Annotated in this window: 9 protein-coding genes; all 9 read left to right on the forward strand. The window is 54.8% G+C overall.

The window, feature by feature from the left end; translation table 11 throughout:
- Window positions 1–138: 138 nt before the first annotated feature.
- Window positions 139–2,550, forward strand: coding sequence for an AraC family transcriptional regulator (locus GSF01_RS09315; protein ID WP_159883153.1), 2,412 nt, complete (start codon window positions 139–141; stop codon window positions 2,548–2,550).
- A 226-nt stretch (window positions 2,551–2,776) separates the two neighbouring features.
- The gene (locus GSF01_RS09320) at window positions 2,777–3,754 is read left to right on the forward strand and encodes an ABC transporter permease (RefSeq protein ID WP_159883155.1); all 978 of its coding nucleotides are present in this window, start codon (window positions 2,777–2,779) and stop codon (window positions 3,752–3,754) included.
- A gap of 54 nt (window positions 3,755–3,808) precedes the next feature.
- Complete coding sequence (locus GSF01_RS09325; RefSeq protein WP_159883157.1) at window positions 3,809–4,678, forward strand: carbohydrate ABC transporter permease; 870 nt, start codon at window positions 3,809–3,811, stop codon at window positions 4,676–4,678.
- A 54-nt stretch (window positions 4,679–4,732) separates the two neighbouring features.
- Window positions 4,733–6,373: an extracellular solute-binding protein gene (locus GSF01_RS09330; protein WP_159883159.1), complete on the forward strand. Its 1,641-nt coding sequence runs from the start codon at window positions 4,733–4,735 to the stop codon at window positions 6,371–6,373.
- 612 nt (window positions 6,374–6,985) lie between these two features.
- The gene (locus GSF01_RS09335; RefSeq protein WP_159883161.1) at window positions 6,986–11,755 is read left to right on the forward strand and encodes an Ig-like domain-containing protein; all 4,770 of its coding nucleotides are present in this window, start codon (window positions 6,986–6,988) and stop codon (window positions 11,753–11,755) included.
- A 152-nt stretch (window positions 11,756–11,907) separates the two neighbouring features.
- Entirely contained in the window at window positions 11,908–12,732 is an 825-nt protein-coding gene (locus GSF01_RS09340; RefSeq protein ID WP_159883164.1) for a response regulator transcription factor, read from the forward strand.
- 17 nt (window positions 12,733–12,749) lie between these two features.
- Window positions 12,750–14,558: a cache domain-containing sensor histidine kinase gene (locus tag GSF01_RS09345; RefSeq protein ID WP_159883167.1), complete on the forward strand. Its 1,809-nt coding sequence runs from the start codon at window positions 12,750–12,752 to the stop codon at window positions 14,556–14,558.
- A gap of 168 nt (window positions 14,559–14,726) precedes the next feature.
- The gene (locus tag GSF01_RS09350; protein ID WP_235941375.1) at window positions 14,727–15,680 is read left to right on the forward strand and encodes an ABC transporter permease; all 954 of its coding nucleotides are present in this window, start codon (window positions 14,727–14,729) and stop codon (window positions 15,678–15,680) included.
- Between the two features lie 19 nt (window positions 15,681–15,699).
- A complete protein-coding gene (locus GSF01_RS09355; RefSeq protein ID WP_159883169.1) occupies window positions 15,700–16,599 on the forward strand; it encodes a carbohydrate ABC transporter permease in 900 nt (299 codons plus the stop codon).
- The last annotated feature ends 19 nt before the right edge of the window (window positions 16,600–16,618 follow it).

Below are 16,618 nucleotides of genomic sequence, written 5' to 3' on the forward strand. Positions count from 1 at the left end.
CTAAAGAAGACCTGGGCTGTCCCGCTTAGGTCTCTTTGGCACGCTCATGGTGCTTAAACCCTATTCTGTGAATAATGGCTGGACTTCCCATTTTCATCGATGATATGCTTGCGTTAAGCCGATTTCCGGGAGGACGTTATGCACAGCACTCTTTCGCGCCTGCGGTTGTATTTGAGAAAAAATGCGCTGTTGATGAAGATCTTATTGTCATATGTCGTGACCGGCTCCATTCTGCTAAGTGTCCTCTCCTACGTACTCTACAGTCAATTCTCCCGAAGTATGCTCCTGCAGGTTCACGATCAGTCCGAACGCATGCTGGAGCAATCCTACAATGTCGTAGAAACGTACTGGTCCTCGACGATCCTGTACTTAAGCCAATTCCACGTGTATTACAGTGTACCGACCAGCCTGAATGACAGCGCCGTTACGTATAGCCCGATCTTCCGGGCGCTATTCGCCGATGCCCACGAATCGATCGAGATGGGCGATATTTCTCAGAAGCTGACGGAGATCGTCAATTCCAACCCGCTGATCGAATCGGTATATATCTATAACGCGAAGGCCGACCGGGTGTTCTCGAACTTGACTGTGGCGCAGCCGGTTGCGGAGTTTTTCGATCAAAGCATCATGGAACAGATCCGGAATATCGCGCCGGGAACGGACCGGGCATTCGTCCCCCGCAAGGTCAGCTATTCGCTGGCAGGCAAGGAGACGGACTATCATGCTATTTCGGTGCTGTTCGTAGAGGATGCAGCCCAGGGAAAGCCTCAAGCGGTGCTCGTATTCAATCTAAAGCAAAGCGCGCTGCAGCAGATCGTCAAGCCGCGTACGGGCGATGAGCCGAGCCGGCTGTTTATTATCGACAAAGAGGGGATGGCCATCTCCCATCCTCAGCTTTCCAAGGTGAACACCCGGCTGACGGAAGAAGGAGATTATATCCGCAAAGTGCTGGAAGGCCAGGACAGCGGCTATTTTATGGATGAAGTGGATGGACGCAAGTCCATTATCACGTATCGGAAGTCCGATATGACGTTCGGATGGACATACGTAAGCGTGGGCGATTACGAGGAGCTGCTGTGGAACTTCTCCAAGCTTGCCCGTGTGGTTGCGATGATGACGCTTATCTTTATCGGGGTGAGCCTGATCATTGCCGTATGGCTCACGCGCAATATGTACAAACCGCTGTTTCGCCTCCTCCGCAAGGTTAGGACGGCCGGTGGGACATACCCCCAGCCGGAGGTGCTCGGCGAATACGAATATTTGAACCGCACCTTCGACTCGCTGGTGAGCAACGTCCATGAGCTGCAGGCTTCGGTACGAGACGGGATGCCCGCCTTGAGGGCAGGCATCCTGAAACAGCTGCTGCTGGGGGAGCTGACCAGCGAAGAGGAAGCGGCTGAGAAGGTCGGCAGGCTGAACATCAGGCTGGATGCCAGCCGGTATGTCGTGGCGGTCCTACGTCTATGCGGTTACCGGGAGCTGACGGGCAGTCGCAGCGTGCGGGATATATCCTTGCTCCGCTTCGCCTTGATGAACATCTCGGCTGAAACCTTCGAGTCCGAGCTGCAGGTTGAGGTTGTAGACGGCGAAACGGATCATATTGCGGTCATGATCAACATGCCGGGCGAAGCCGAGCAAATCCCGCAGCACCTTGAAACGATACGGCGGCTGCTCGCAAGCGTCCAGCTGAACGCCGGGCATTATCTGAATGTTCTGCTGACAGCGGCGATCGGCCATCCGGTCGAGCTTCGGAAGCAGATGCATCTCTCCTACGCAAGCGCTCTTCACAGCTCGGAGTACCGGTTGATGTATGGAAAAAACGCGATTTTGTCCTACAGCGTTATTGCCGCAATCCCACGCGAGGCGTATGCCTATCCCTTCGCGCTGGAGAAAAAGGTAGTGGAAGCGGTCAGAGCCGGAGATCGCGATAAGGCAGTTGAACTGCTTGAGGAAATCATGGCAAGTATACGCCGCTTCACCTATGATGAAATTTTGCTCTCATTGACGCAGCTGGCGCTGGCGCTAGGCGAAGCCGCCGCCGCTGCCGATTCCGATTCCGGCGAAGAGGATATCCGCTTGTCCTACAAGACCATCATGCAGGAGCTGGCCGGATGCGATGATCTGGACGATGTCAGAGGCTGGTTTTCCCAGCTCATCGGACGACTGGCCGAGCTGTTCAAGGAACGCCGCGAGAATAGAAACAAGGAACTGATCGAGAGGATCCAGCAATTCGTGCAGGAGCATTATCGCGATCCGGGCTTGAACGTAGAGGCGGTATCCGAGCATGTGGATTTATCTCCGAACTACGTAAGGACGTTATTCAAGGGCAACACGGAGAAGTCGCTCAGTCTCTACATCAGCGAGCTTCGGTTCGCCGAGGCCAGACGGATGTTGATCGAAACTGAGCTGCACGCCAATAAGATTGCGGAGCTCGTCGGCTTCGGCAGCGGCAAATATTTCTACTCCGCCTTCAAGAAAGCAACCGGACAGACGCCCGACGAGTATCGGAGAGCCGGCAAGTCAAAAAATCAGCCGGACCCAGACCCATGAGGATAGCCCCGACGCACCCGGCGTCGGGGTTATTTTTTTAACAATCCGCACCATTGTTAGGTTTGGAGAGAGGGCGTTTTTTTACCAGACGCCGGTTTTTATAAGATTCGGCCTTTTGTCCCTGCGGTCATCCCAGGTACGATAAGCGCAAGGATGGCAGCGAGCTTCCCTTCCGTACCTGGAAAAACCGCTCCTCCTGACAACAAGTTAAGGAGTGATGAGCCGCATGGATCCTGCAACCGTCAGCTCACGCAGCCTGAAAGCAACCGGCAGGCGGGAAGTCGTCTTCGGCCGGGCGTTTTTCAAGGAGCTGCACAAGAACAAATATTTATATGCACTCACAGTGCCGGCCCTTCTGTACTTTGTACTGTTCGCTTATTTGCCGATGTTCGGCATGGTGATTGCTTTCCAGGATTACAATCCGATTAAAGGGATTTTTGGAAGCGAATTCGTAGGCCTTAAAAATTTCGATTTCTTCTTTACCAGTAACGACTGGCTGCTGGTGACCCTGAACACGCTTTATTTGAACACCTTGTTTATCGTCGTAGGTCTGGCCGTTCAGGTCGCCTTCGCCGTCATGATCTCCGAGATCGGCTGGAAGCCGTTCAAGCGCGTGACTCAGTCGCTCATGCTGCTGCCGTATTTCATATCCTGGCCTATTGTCTCCATGTTTGCGGTATCCCTGTTTGCCACGGAGGGCGGTTTGATTAACAAGCTGCTCGTGAGCATCCAGCTCGATCCGATCGCCTTCTACCAGAACCCGGAAGTCTGGCCAGCCACCCTTGTGTTGCTTAAGGTATGGAAGGCTACCGGCTACGGGGTCATCATCTATCTGGCCACGATTACTTCTATCGATACGGAAATTTATGAGGCCGCGCGCATCGACGGGGCGAGCCGGCTGCAGGCCATTCGGCATATCACGATACCGCTGCTAGGGAATACGACCATCCTGCTGCTGCTCCTTGCCGTGGGCCATATTTTCTACGGGGACTTCGGGATGATCTACGCCTTGATCGGCGACAATGCGCTGCTGTATCCGACGACTGACGTTATCGATACGTTCGTCTTCCGTGCGCTTCGACAATACAGCGACATGTCCATGTCTTCCGCGATCGGCATGTACCAGTCAATCGTCGGGTTTCTGCTCGTGCTCGGCGCCAATACAGTCGTCCGTAGGCTAAACAAGGACGCCGCCTTATTTTAAGTCGCTATCCTATTTAATATTGGGACTTCTAAATAGAGAAGGAGAGACGTAGGGATGAAAGTAACGACGACCGGCGAAAAACTGCTGCTGACCGTTTTTTATACCGGTTGCGCGCTGTTTGCCATCGCGTGTCTGGTGCCTTTCCTGATCGTGCTGGGAAGCTCGCTCACCGATGAGACGGCTCTGCTGCAGACCGGATACCGGATCCTGCCGCAGCCGTTCTCTTTGGAAGCATATGCCGCTATCTTTTCGACCGATGTCATCTATAACGCCTATTCCGTTACGCTGTTCGTCACGATCGTCGGAACGGCGCTCAGCCTGCTAATCACCAGCGGCGTATCGTATGCCGTATCGGTGAAAAGCGTGAAATACCGCAATTCGATTCTGTTCTTTATCTGGTTTACGATGCTCTTTAGCGGCGGGCTTGTGCCCTGGTATATTCTGATTACCAAATACCTGCATCTGAGCAACAGCGTATGGGTCATGATCTTACCGGCCCTGGTCAATCCGTGGTTTATGTTTCTGCTCCGCAATTTTTTCATGACGATTCCCGACTCTCTGGCGGAGTCGGCCAAAATCGACGGGGCGAACGATATTTACATTTTGTTTCGGATCGTACTGCCGCTTTCGCTGCCTGCGCTCGCCACGATCTCACTGTTTTATGCGCTTGACTATTGGAATGAATGGTTCAAAGCGATTCTGTTCATCGACGATCCGGCCAAATATCCGCTGCAGTCGCTCATTATCCGCATTATCAGCAGCATGAACTTTACCAATCAGCTGTATACCGGGGCGGTAAGCATCCCCTCCTATACGATCCGCATGGCGACCGTCATCATGACGATCGGTCCGATCGTGCTGCTGTATCCGTTTATTCAGAAATATTTTGTCCAAGGCTTGACGGTAGGCGCCGTAAAGGGTTGAATCCGGTCAATGACCGGTTCACATATTGGTTAAGCTCAGAGGAGGGTACGAGATTTGAAAAAGAAAACGCTTCAGTACGTAACGGTGGCGGCCGCCATGTCCCTGTTGTTCGCCGGTTGCAGCACGCCCCAGCAGCAGCCGCCAGCGAAGCCGGATGAAAAGCAGCTTCCCAGCACGGGCAGCGATACGCCGGCACAGCCTAAGAAAACGCCGGAACCGGTAACCCTGCATTTTTATTTTCCCGGCGATCCGCCGAAGGACCAGCAGGCCGTGCTGGACGAATTTTACAACCGAACCAAGGATACGCTCAATACGAAGCTTGTGTTCAACTGGGTGCCTTGGGATCAGCTCAAAGAGAAGATCGGACTGAAGCTCGCCTCCGGAGAGCAGGTGGATGCGGTATTCGATGCCCAGTGGAATACGATGCCGCAGATGATATCGAAGGGAACGTATATCCAGCTCGATTCTTACTTCAACAACGACAAATATCCCGGCTTGAAAAAAGCGTTCCCGCCCGAATACATCAACAACAATAAGTTTATCGACGCCAAAAACGAAGAGCATATTTACGGAATTCCGTTTACCCGCAACTATGGCGCTGCCGGAACTCTCATCATTCGGAAGGACCTCAGGGTCAAGTACGGGTTGCCCGAAATCAAGTCGGTCGCCGACCTGGAAGTCTTCTTCGATGAGGTGTTAAAGAATGAAAAGGGAATGGTTCCTTTCGGAGTCAAGGGCTCGCTGGCGTCGCTCGGCAACTGGCTTGAGCCGTATAGCAAGCCAAGCGGCTATTCGGCCATACTGGCCGGAGATTTGCTGACCAAGTTCGCGATCAAGGATGGCAAGGTCGACGTCATCTTCCATGGAGAGGATATTTCCAAGCTGCCTCCGCCGATGAATGACAAGCAGAATGCCTACGTTAACGAAATAACCGCCCGCAAGTGGCAGCAAAAGGGCTATATGGAGAAGGACGTTATCAGCCAGAAAGATGACAGCGGTTTCTTCAAATCCGGTAAATTCGCCGTCATCGGCGGAGACACCGGAAGCGCTACCCTGCATCGCGAGCTGAAGCAGGCGGTTCCGGGAGCGGAGCTGGAATACGTCAGCCTCGTGCCGGGCGTCGCCGAAGGAAAACCCGGCTCGCTCACAACCGACTTCAAGGCATGGAATTTCTCCAGCATCCCGGTTACCTCCAAAAACGCAGACCGGGTCATGGCGTTCTTCGAATGGCTGTACGCCGATCCGCAAAATCACGATTTATTCGAATACGGGATACAAGGCAAGCACTGGGAGCCGGTCGGTTCCGATAAATTCAAGATACCTGCCGGAGCCGATGCTTCCAAGACCTACAGCTTCCCGGGTTATGTCCTGACGTGGAATCCATCCTTCGTCCGCTACCCCGATGATTTCCCGGAGAGCGGTCTGAAGATCGAGCAGTACACCGCCAAGCAGGAATCTTTCGTCAAATCCCCGATCGCCGGCTTTACGCTCAATGCGGAACCGATCAAGAGCGAGCTGGCCAAGGTTGGTCCGGAGTTCAAGAAGGCGCGTACGATAGCGATGCTCGGACTGACTGACAATTACGAAGGCGTCTATAACGAGGCGTTGGAGAAGATGAAGAAGATGGGCCTCGAAACCATTCGTGCGGAAATCCAAAAACAACTGGAGGCGTTCCTCGCCGCTCAAAAAAAATAGTCACCTCGGGCAGCGCGGCAAAACATCCACAGGTCCCCGGTCGGAGCTTAGGCTTCGACCGATTCCGCGTCCTTCAAATAGGGCTACGGTCTTACTGTGGACTATAGAAATAGGCAACATGTCCGGTGATGTGAGAGCGCTTTCTTGAATACGATACAGCATCACCGGAAATCGAAAAGGAGGTGGTTCTAAGCACGGCTCCGAGGAGAACGCCCGAACGGGTTCAAACACCAGGATTCGACACCGGATGCCATGAAGCTAAGCTGTCGAACAGGAGAAAGCGTCGGAAATTGCGTTGTCGAAAGGAGCGAGAAGCTGGGTGATGTGGTGTCCGTTGGAGTTTTTTGCATGCAGGACTTTGATCGAGTGCGACCGCAATGCAGGCTGCAAGCCGATTATTCTAACGCTAAGCATCTATGCGAGTCAGTTCCGCGGAGCGGAAGGATGCCCGGCCCGGACACATCTATCATAGGGAGAAGGGAATCCTCTTGTTCGCAGGACGGTTCGTCAAGCTGCGGCTGTAGAATTAACCGGTAATCGAGTCAAAAGTTGTCGCCTGGATCAGAGAGTTATCCTCCTGATCGACTATCTAATAGTAAAGGAGTCAATCTTATGTCGCGATTAAGAAAACGGTTTCTCAGCACAGCGCTGGCCGTCTCCATGCTGCTCGGAAATCTGTGGGGGCTTGCCCCGCCAGGTTCGCAGGGCGTTCCTATGGCCCATGCGGAGCAAATCCCCGCGATAAGCGGCGAAACGTCAGGAAGTAACTCCACGGACATGACTATCGAAGGGGGGCCTTCGATCGAGCCTCCGGCAGCCGCGGCAGACAATGTGACGGACTCCGTCTATACCGGCACGCCGCCGCAAGCTGTAGCGCCGGCCGTGTATGGCAGCCCGATGCCGGTTGTCATGAATGTGTACGGGAACCAATTGCCCGGATTGATCGCTCACTGGGATTTTGAGCAAATAACGAACGGGAAAGTTGCCGATGTATCCGGGAACAATCATACGGCAACCGTTTACAATACGACCTTGACCAATCTGGGCCGCAATTCCAAGGGAATGTATTTCAACGGAACGAACGCTTTTCTTAGCGGGGGACCGGCGAGCAGCTATGATTTGCGCACGGGCTTTTCGGTTACCATGTGGGTACAGCCGGAGGCTCAATCCAATGGCATACACAAATTTATCTCTTGGGACGACGGCTTCCGAACGAGCGGCAACGGCTTCGAGATGGGCCTTGCGGCGAGCGGAACAAGGTTCTCCTTCATGCTGAAGAACGAGGTAACCCGCGAAGTCGTCAATACGTATCATCCGATCACCACCATGTTCGGAAGATGGAAGCATATGGCGATGACCTGGGACCCGGACAGCAAAACGATGAAGATTTACCAGGACGGCCAATTTGCCGGCCAGGCTACCTTCGCGGGTCCTCTGCTTTATCCGAACCGGGACCTGTGGATCGGAAAAAACAACGAGAACTACTTTCATAAAGGGATTATGGACGAAGTCAAGGTATATAATCGCGCGCTCAGCGCCGCCGAAATTATGCAAGATTATCAGGACTTGCCCAGTATTCCCGTAACAGGCATCACCTTAAGTCAAACGGCCTTGAACCTGCCTCAAGGAGCGACGGCGCAAGTCACTTACACCATAGAGCCCTACCATGCCAAGGATCTAGGGGTGACCTGGTTAAACAGCAATCCGGCCGTAGCTACGGTTGATGAGTTCGGCCGCATTACGGCAATCAGCGAAGGGACGACCGTCCTTACGGTTCAAACCCGCGACGGCGGACACACGGCGCGCTGTACGGTTCAGGTCTATGTTCAGCACCCGACAGGCGTGTCTTTAAATAAATCCAGCACGACGATCGAGGAGTATAGAACCGAACGGTTGTATACGACGGTAACGCCTTCGAATGCTTCCAACCATGCGCTGGTCTGGAGCTCCAGTAATCCGGCCGTGGCGACGGTCGATGAGGTGGGGGTAGTCCGGGGGTTGATGGCCGGCCAGACCACGATAACGGCCATCACGGTAGTCGGCGGCTACTCGGCAAGCGCTCAGGTGACAGTCCGAAAAACGGCCATAACGGGACTTGCTCTGAGTAAATCGGCTACGGCCATTCTAGCGGGGGGGACCGAAACGCTGTCCGCGACAGTGAGCCCATCCACCGCGACGCATAAGGAAAGATTAAGCTGGAGCTCGAGCAACGAGGCGGTAGCGACTGTCGATGCGGCAGGACTGGTTATAGCACGCGGCGCAGGACAGGCGATCATTACCGTCAAGGCCGACGATGGAGGGATGACGGCCTCCAGCACGGTGACGGTGCCGTCGTTTGGTCAAGGGATTTGGGGGAAGGTGATCGTGCTCCGGGATTATTTGAACATCTATGATTTTCCGGAGGAGCTGATTCAGTATCCGCTTGTCTTCCCAGCAGGCACGGTGATGAAGAACCATCTCAAGCTGACAACGGCTGCGGGCCAGGAAACGCCATATGAGCTTACGGAGATGACGGAAGACAATCAGGGCTATTTGACGGCGGCCACCATCCGTTTCCGGGCGAATCTGCCGAAGGGAACGATCAAGGCTTTTCTGTTGGATTACGATCCCGGCTATGACTATTCGGCAGCTTTCAGCCCGGTCATCACGGTGCAGCAGCAGCCGGATGGAAGCGCGGTTCTCTCGGCCAATCAACAGCAGATCAAGGTTCCTGCCGGAACCTCGACCTATGAGGGCGGGCTGGCGCTATCGGAGACTTCTGCTCCGATCATAGCGGTATCGCGGGACGGGCAAAACTGGGCGGGGCTTGGTTCGTTCCATGGCCCAGCCGCTGTGAAAACCACTTCGATAAGCGGGGCGGTTGTAGAGCATAGTTTGCTGTCCCTGACCTATGAGATCACGTATACCTTCACCGGCGGACGCCAGTACAAGGTACGGCTTACGCTGCGGCATAATGATAAGCATGTCACGGTCGACGAGACGCTAAGCGGCTTTGAGCCGGGCGATGAGACGTACTTCAAATTTTCCATGATGAATGGCATTAATCCGGATGGCCGATTAGTGATGAGCAATGGGGGATATATATCGAACTATTCGGGTAAATACGACGAAAAGCTTGCAGCGGGAGGCAAGCTGCCCTATGAGCTTGGTCTGTATGCGGTCAATAATTATGGCGTGATGCGCTCCACCGTATTTTGGAAGGATAGCGGGGCCAATGCCCTCATCTTCAGTTTGTACCGCAATCGCGAGTGGCAGTCTTCGCAGCGGTTTTTCTATCAGTCGCCGGGTCCGCAGAACTTAAACTTCTACAGCTCGGACGTAGATAAGTATATGCAGATGCGCCTGGAAGGGACGGAGCGGCACTGGGCGCTTGGCTTGATACCACGAAGCGAAGTGACCGTCACCGGGCGAACGGCAACGCACGCTGGGAAGACCTGGCTGGCCAATTCGTCGATGACCGACTACGAGAACAAGTGGGGGGCCGGTCCGGAGGTTCGCTTGTGGCAGAAGCTGTCGGACTTCAGTCTGGACCGCTACAAGAACCTGGTGCTGGATTGGACGGAAAACCCCGAGCTTGCACTGGATCTGCCGGGAAGCGAGCGGAACATGTCAGGGAATGAAACGGTGACTTATGCAAGCTGGCTGGCATTTCAATTGAATTACAAGTTCAACCCGCTCGTCGAGCGCTATCTCGATGCTTCGCTTCCCCAGCGCAATGACCGTACTTTCCTGGAGGAGTATGCGAACAGCAGATGGAGCTGGACGCCGGCACAGCGTCAGCAAGCGAGAGCCCTGATCGCGTTCAACGCCTATAACTCGGCCGAAGACACGAACTTCCCTCATACGTCGATGATCTCGGGTCACGCCAACTTCACCATCGACGGCAAGCAGGCGCTAGGCATCACGGTCGGGGTATTCCCCGAGCATCCGGCTGCGCCCGTATGGAAGAATGAGTTCATGACCTACTACAACGAATGGCTTAGTATATTCGTACGCAGACCGCGGCCCGAGTTCAACGCCAAGGGGGGGCGCTGGTATGAAAATCCGACGACCTACAGCCTGGCATCGCTCAGACCGTCCTTGATGGCTTATTGGGGATTGAAGCAATATGACGGGACGGACTTGTTCGACCACTCCAAGTTCCGGGATTGGATGCGCTGGAATATCAATATCATGGTGCCGGCAGAGGGTGGCATTCGGATGTTGCCGCCCCAAGGAGCTCATGCCCTGGCAAGCGACCTGCCCGGCGGAGAATTTGCCAATGTGTTCGAAGCTACGGTGGCCGCTCTCAAGAGCAGCAACAATCCGGTCAACGTCACCCTTGGCAAAAATCTGGAATGGACGATATCGAAGGGAACTCGAGGAATCAAGCCGGTGTTGGAATCCACCTTGTATAGCGATTATGGCGCCGTCATGCGTTACGACTTCGGGGGACCGCACGAAGCCTACCTCAACATCCAGCAGTTATATGGCCGCGCCTACCGCTGGTCCACCGTATCCAACGGCAATTTGATCTATTCGGCCAAGGGCAAGCGCCAAAGCTGGAACGAGGCGGAGACGAACGGGGACAGTCTGAATGTCGAGTTGCTGTCCGATTTCGTGCCTGCCGGTTCGACGGCCTCCCTCGGAGACCGTCCGGTCGAGGGCGTGCTCTATGACTTCGATTTTGCCCAGTATTACAGGGCAGAAGGGAAATCAGCCCCTTACCTGGGCAGAGGAGTTATGATGGTGCGGGATGATTTCTTATCCATCTACGACGAGATGACGGATCAGGCTGCGGGCACGTTTCATTGGAACAACTCGGGCTACAAGCATACCGGGGAACTTCCTTACCTGTATCCGGTCAAAGCCGGCACCGGATCGCAGATGCATCTTGTTGCCCCCAAAGGGGTAGGCTCCGGGACGGTGACGGGCAGCACCTATGGTTCAGGACCTTTATCTGTTGTAAGCGCCGTTTATGGAGCGATAGTCAATGGCAATGAATATGTGTTCATGGCTGGCAAGAATGAGGCACAGCTGGACGTCACCGGGCCGAACTTCTTATTCATCGGTAAAGTGGGGTATGCGAGCTGGCAGGCGATGGCTTTGTTTGAAGGCAAGAAAATCGGACTGGGCGGATTTATCCTTGAACGCATCCAAGGAGATTTCGGCTTCAGCGCGCAGAAAGTAAGCCGCGGGCAGATGAAGGGAAGGATAGCAGGGAAAAGCGGAGGCTCCTTGCGGATATCCCTGCCGGCAGACTTCTATCTGAACGGCTTGTCGGTGACGATCGATGGAGCTGCCGTTCCCTTTACGGTCAGCGGGCGCAACGTTTACTTCGATGTGTCGATCTCACAGCCTGATGGCTATAAATCCTATGTGATTACATCGCAACCGGATTAATGCGCAGCCCGTATGCGATGGCCTGAGTCTGCTGTACCGTCCTGCACGTAACGGGAGGAGGTCCGCATGCTATGCGGACCTCCTTCGTATGATCGGGGCGCGAAAGGGTACGCTGAGAATCGGAAGAAAAGCGAGCGAAAGGAGGCGGCGATATGCGGCCAATGAAAGCTCTACTTGTAGAGGATGTCAAGATTGTCCGGGAAACCCTGGCCAAGCATATGGACTGGCAGGCGCTAGGCTTTGAGCTGGCAGGCGTATCGGAGGACGGGGAGCAGGCGCTCCGGCTGATCGGGCAAGCTCCCGACGATCCGCCGGACCTGCTTGTGACGGATATCGGCATGCCCGTCATGGACGGTATGGAGCTGATCCGCAGGGTCAGAGTGCAGTATCCGGATACCCGCTGCATCATTCTGTCGGGCCTTGGGGAATTCCAGCATGCCCAGGAGGCGATTAAGCTGGGAGTATCCGACTATGTGTTGAAGCCGGTCGATATCGAAGCGTTGGCGGAGGCCGTCCGCAAGACTGCTGAGTCTATCCGCCAAGCACATAGGACGCGTGAGGAGATGCGGCAGGCGGACCGGATCGTAAGGAGCCAGCTTCCCCATCTTACCGCCAATCAGAACCACCCCTCCGGCCCTCCGGGACAATTGAAGACGCGCAAAACCGTCGACCGGATTCTGGAGCTTATCCAGGCCGAGCTGACCTCCAGCGCCTTATCCTTGCAATTTATTGCCTCGAGCGTTTATCTCAGCGAAAAATATGTGAACAGCGTGTTCAAGCAAGCGATGGGGACCACGATTGCCAGCTACATCATCTCGCAGAAAATGGAGCTTGCCGGAAACCTGCTGAAGGACCCGACCGTGAAAGTCTACGAGGTGTGCGAGCGGATTGGGTACATGGATCAGGATCACTTTCGCGAGAGCTTCAAGAAGCATCACGGCTGCACGCCGACTGAATTCCGCAATCGCTATGTGTAGACGGGGGAGGGAACGGCTTGGACATCATCATTACCCGGCACCGTGGCAAGCCATCCCGGCTGTATCAGCGGATCGTCCTCCCGGTTACGGCGCTGTTGATTGGACTGGTGTTGACACTGACGCTAAGCGCTGGGGCTATCCTCGTCGCGATACAGAATGCCCAAACCGAGAAAAACGTGCGTCAATCGATGGATTACGTGTACCGGAGCGTTTGGTATCAGTTCAACAGCCTGAAGAATATACCGAGCTATCTGATCTCAAGCCGGGAAATCGAAAGTATGCTGGAGCAACGGTACACCGTCCGTACGGATGCGGTGAATGACTATTATAGCTTGTTCACCGAGCTTGAGAGTATGTCTCTGATGTCGCTGCTAAACGAAGTGGACCCCTACAGTCATGCGCAAATCTCTTATCTGGTCTCCGTACTGGTCGGAGAGACAAGCGGCTTGTATGAGCTTGCGACAGACCGGGTAGCTACGTTCAACGGAATATACAAGGACGATGATGTGCGGGATACCGAATGGTTCCGCAAGCTGTCGGAGCCGGGCAATCCGATGGTGTGGTGGGCGGAGCCCGGAGCGGATGGCGGCAGCGGATATATTTATACGGCCAAGCGCAAGGTCAGCCTGAGGGACGGCCGCGACCTGGGCGTTGTCGTCGTGGCTTACAGCATACAAAATATTGGAGCCATCCTGAGCCGGAGCGGTCTGGAGCAGGGGGAATATCTGCTGGTGGATGAGAGAAACCGTATCGTCTATGGAGACGGGCGGGACATCGGGTATGACGGCGGCAGCGAGTTCTTCCAGGCGGGTCATGCCGAGAGGCGCTCGGGCACCTACAAGGAGAAGGTGGGCAAGGAGATGTCCTGGGTATCCTCCAAGCCCTATGATAACGGCTGGAGACTGATATCCATCGTTCCCGTGAAGCATCTGGACGATTATACCGGATGGATAGCGCTGGTAGCGTTCGCCGTCAGTCTGCTTGTGATCGTCGTGACCTCTTTGCTGCTGCGCCGGATAGTATCCCGCGTCTCCTTGCCGATCACGGAGCTGGCCGCTGTTATGAAACGGGTGGAGCTTGGCGATCTTCAAGAGCCCGAGCGCAGGAGGCCGACCATGATCGAGGAGATCGATCTGCTATATCGCGGCTACGGGCATATGATCAAGCGGCTGAATCAGCTGATCCAGGAGGTTTACGTGCAGGATATTACGGCCAAGGAGCTTCAACTGGAGCTGCTGCAGGCCCAGATCAATCCGCATTTTATGTATAACACGCTGGACATGATTAATTGCCGCGCCTTGTCCCGAGGCGATCAAGAGACCGGCCGGATATCGCGGCTTCTGGCGAGCGTACTCAGGCTAGGACTGAACAACGGCAGTCCGGTCATCGAGCTTAGGGATGAATTAAGGCAGGTCAAAAGCTACTTGGAGATCCACACGATGATGAACGAAGGGCTGTCCTATGAGATCGAGGCGGACGATGAGCTGGGCCGGGTAAAAGTCGTGCACTTTATGCTGCAGCCCATCGTGGAAAATTGCATCGTCCATGGCTTTCGCTCGAAGCGGACGGATTGCCGGATACGAATCCGGGCCAGCCGCGAGGGGAAAGAGCTAGTCATCGAGGTCAGCGACAACGGATGCGGTGCGGAGGCGGAGCGATTGAATAGGGAGCTGGCAAGCGGGGCGGGGCAGCGGGCTGCAGGCTTCGGCACGCGCAATGTCGACAGGCGGATCAAGCTTCGCGTCGGGGCCCGATATGGGATCAAGTATGAGCGAGCGAAGGTGGGAACCTGTGTGAAGCTAAGGCTGCCTGCCGAACTGGAATGAGGCTATCCATCGACAATCCGATTTTTCCCCGGGTATTTCGTTCGAATCCCCGGTTTATCGGGAGCCAAGTTTCCATTATCGTATAGATGTAAGCCCTTACTTGATGTGATGGCCACACGTCAAGTAAGGACGGATAGGGGAAAACAGACAGAGAGGAGCTGATGGGCCGTGAGCACGGTAATCCGAACGACCGCTGCAGCAAGCGGGACCCGAAGCAAAGCCGTGCTGGTGCGTATATGGAGATTCAGGCTGTTGTATATCATGCTGATTCCTGCTGCGGTTTGGGTATTCGCTTTCGACTATATGCCGATCTACGGACTCGGCACCGCTTTCCTTCATTATAACTATGTGGAGGGAATAGCGGGCAGCGAGTGGGCAGGGCTGCACTATTTCCGACAGCTGTTCGAATCGGAGATGTTCCGCAACGCTTTAACCAACACGATCATCATCAACCTGTACAAAATGATCAGCGGCTTCGTATGTCCGATTCTGTTAGCGCTTGCGCTAAGCGAGGTGAAGACGGCCTGGTACCGGAAAACGCTGCAAACGGCTGTCTATCTGCCGCGCTTCGTCTCCTGGGTCGTCTATGGGGGATTGATCACGATCCTGCTGTCGCCCGAGACGGGGATCGTCAATAAGCTGATTGTGCTGTTCGGGGGAGAGGCGGTCTACTTCTTGGCAGAGCCTCATCTGTTCCGGGGGCTGCTCGTCATCACGGATGCGATGAAAGAGATGGGCTGGGCCGCTATCGTCTATATCGCCGCTATCAGCGGTATCAATCCCGAAACCTACGAAGCGGCTATCGTCGACGGTGCTTCCCGGATGCAGCGCGTCATTCATATCACACTGCCCGGGATCGCGACGACGATCATCGTACTGTTCATTCTTCGCATCGGCTTTATTATGAGCGCCGGGATCGATCAGGTGTTGAATCTGTACAATCCGATGGTCTATGAGGCAGGAGATATTTTGGACACCTACATTTACCGGATGGGCATCGAGCAGTTCAATGTAAGCCTGGCGACGGCGGCGGATGCCGTAAAGGGCGTAGTCGGTCTGGTGCTCGTTCTGATCACCAACGCTGCAGCCAAACGGATCAACGGCGATTCCGGCATCTTTTGAGAGGAGGCCCGACATAATTATGAACCGGATCAAGAAATCGCTTGGCAGGATGGAATGGAACGAGCGGCTGTTCGTCGGGATAAACTACTCCGTTCTGACGCTGATTACGCTGGTGATCGTGCTGCCCTTCTGGTATGTGATGGTTGTCTCGATAACGCCCTATCAGGAATTTATCGAGCGCAACGGCTTCATCCTGCTGCCGCGCCAGTTCAGTCTGGAATATTACGAGTACCTGCTAAGAGAAGGCTCGACAATCTACAAGGCATATTACACGACGATACGCAATACGGTAGGCGGGGTGATGCTAGCTTTGTTTCTAACGGCGACCTCGGCCTACGCGCTGGCCGAGAAGCAGCTGCCCGGACGGCGCTGGATTTTGCTCTTCTTCGTCCTGACGCTGTTCTTCCGGGGAGGAACGGTTCCGCTCTACATCACGGTCAAGCAGATGGGCTTGTTGAATACGGACATCATCCTGATTCTCATCATGGCCTATAGCGCATTTCTCATGATTATTATGAAAACCTTCTTCGAATCGCTGCCCGAAAGCCTGCGGGAATCCGCCGCGATCGACGGAGCCTCCGAGTTCCGCATCCTGTGGCAAATCGTTCTGCCGCTGTCGACGCCGGCGCTGGCAGCGATCGGTCTTATGTACATGGTGACGTATTGGAACGATTTCTTCAACGCGCTTCTGTATGTGTCCGACTGGAACAAAGCCCCGGTTCAGCTGGTGCTGCGGACGATCATCGCCAACTCCAGTCTCCCGCCGGAGCTGCTTGAGGCGGCCGGGACGACGCCTCCGCCGACAGTAGGCATACAGATGGCGTGCATTATCATCGTAGCGCTGCCGATGCTCGTGATTTATCCGTTTCTTCAGAAGTACTTTCAGCAGGGTATGCTGATTGGTTCGATCAAGGGCTAGACGGGGAGAAACTATCCTC

The sequence above is a fragment of the Paenibacillus puerhi genome (genome assembly GCF_009846885.1).
Taxonomy (GTDB): domain Bacteria; phylum Bacillota; class Bacilli; order Paenibacillales; family NBRC-103111; genus Paenibacillus_G; species Paenibacillus_G puerhi.

Excerpts from the sequence above, each read along its gene's own strand:
- GSF01_RS09315 (WP_159883153.1), top strand. The coding sequence starts at position 139 with ATGCACAGCACTCTTTCGCGCCTGCGGTTGTATTTGAGAAAAAATGCG.
- GSF01_RS09320 (WP_159883155.1), top strand. The coding sequence starts at position 2,777 with ATGGATCCTGCAACCGTCAGCTCACGCAGCCTGAAAGCAACCGGCAGG.
- GSF01_RS09325 (WP_159883157.1), top strand. The coding sequence starts at position 3,809 with ATGAAAGTAACGACGACCGGCGAAAAACTGCTGCTGACCGTTTTTTAT.
- GSF01_RS09335 (WP_159883161.1), top strand. The coding sequence starts at position 6,986 with ATGTCGCGATTAAGAAAACGGTTTCTCAGCACAGCGCTGGCCGTCTCC.
- GSF01_RS09340 (WP_159883164.1), top strand. The coding sequence starts at position 11,908 with ATGCGGCCAATGAAAGCTCTACTTGTAGAGGATGTCAAGATTGTCCGG.
- GSF01_RS09355 (WP_159883169.1), top strand. The coding sequence starts at position 15,700 with ATGAACCGGATCAAGAAATCGCTTGGCAGGATGGAATGGAACGAGCGG.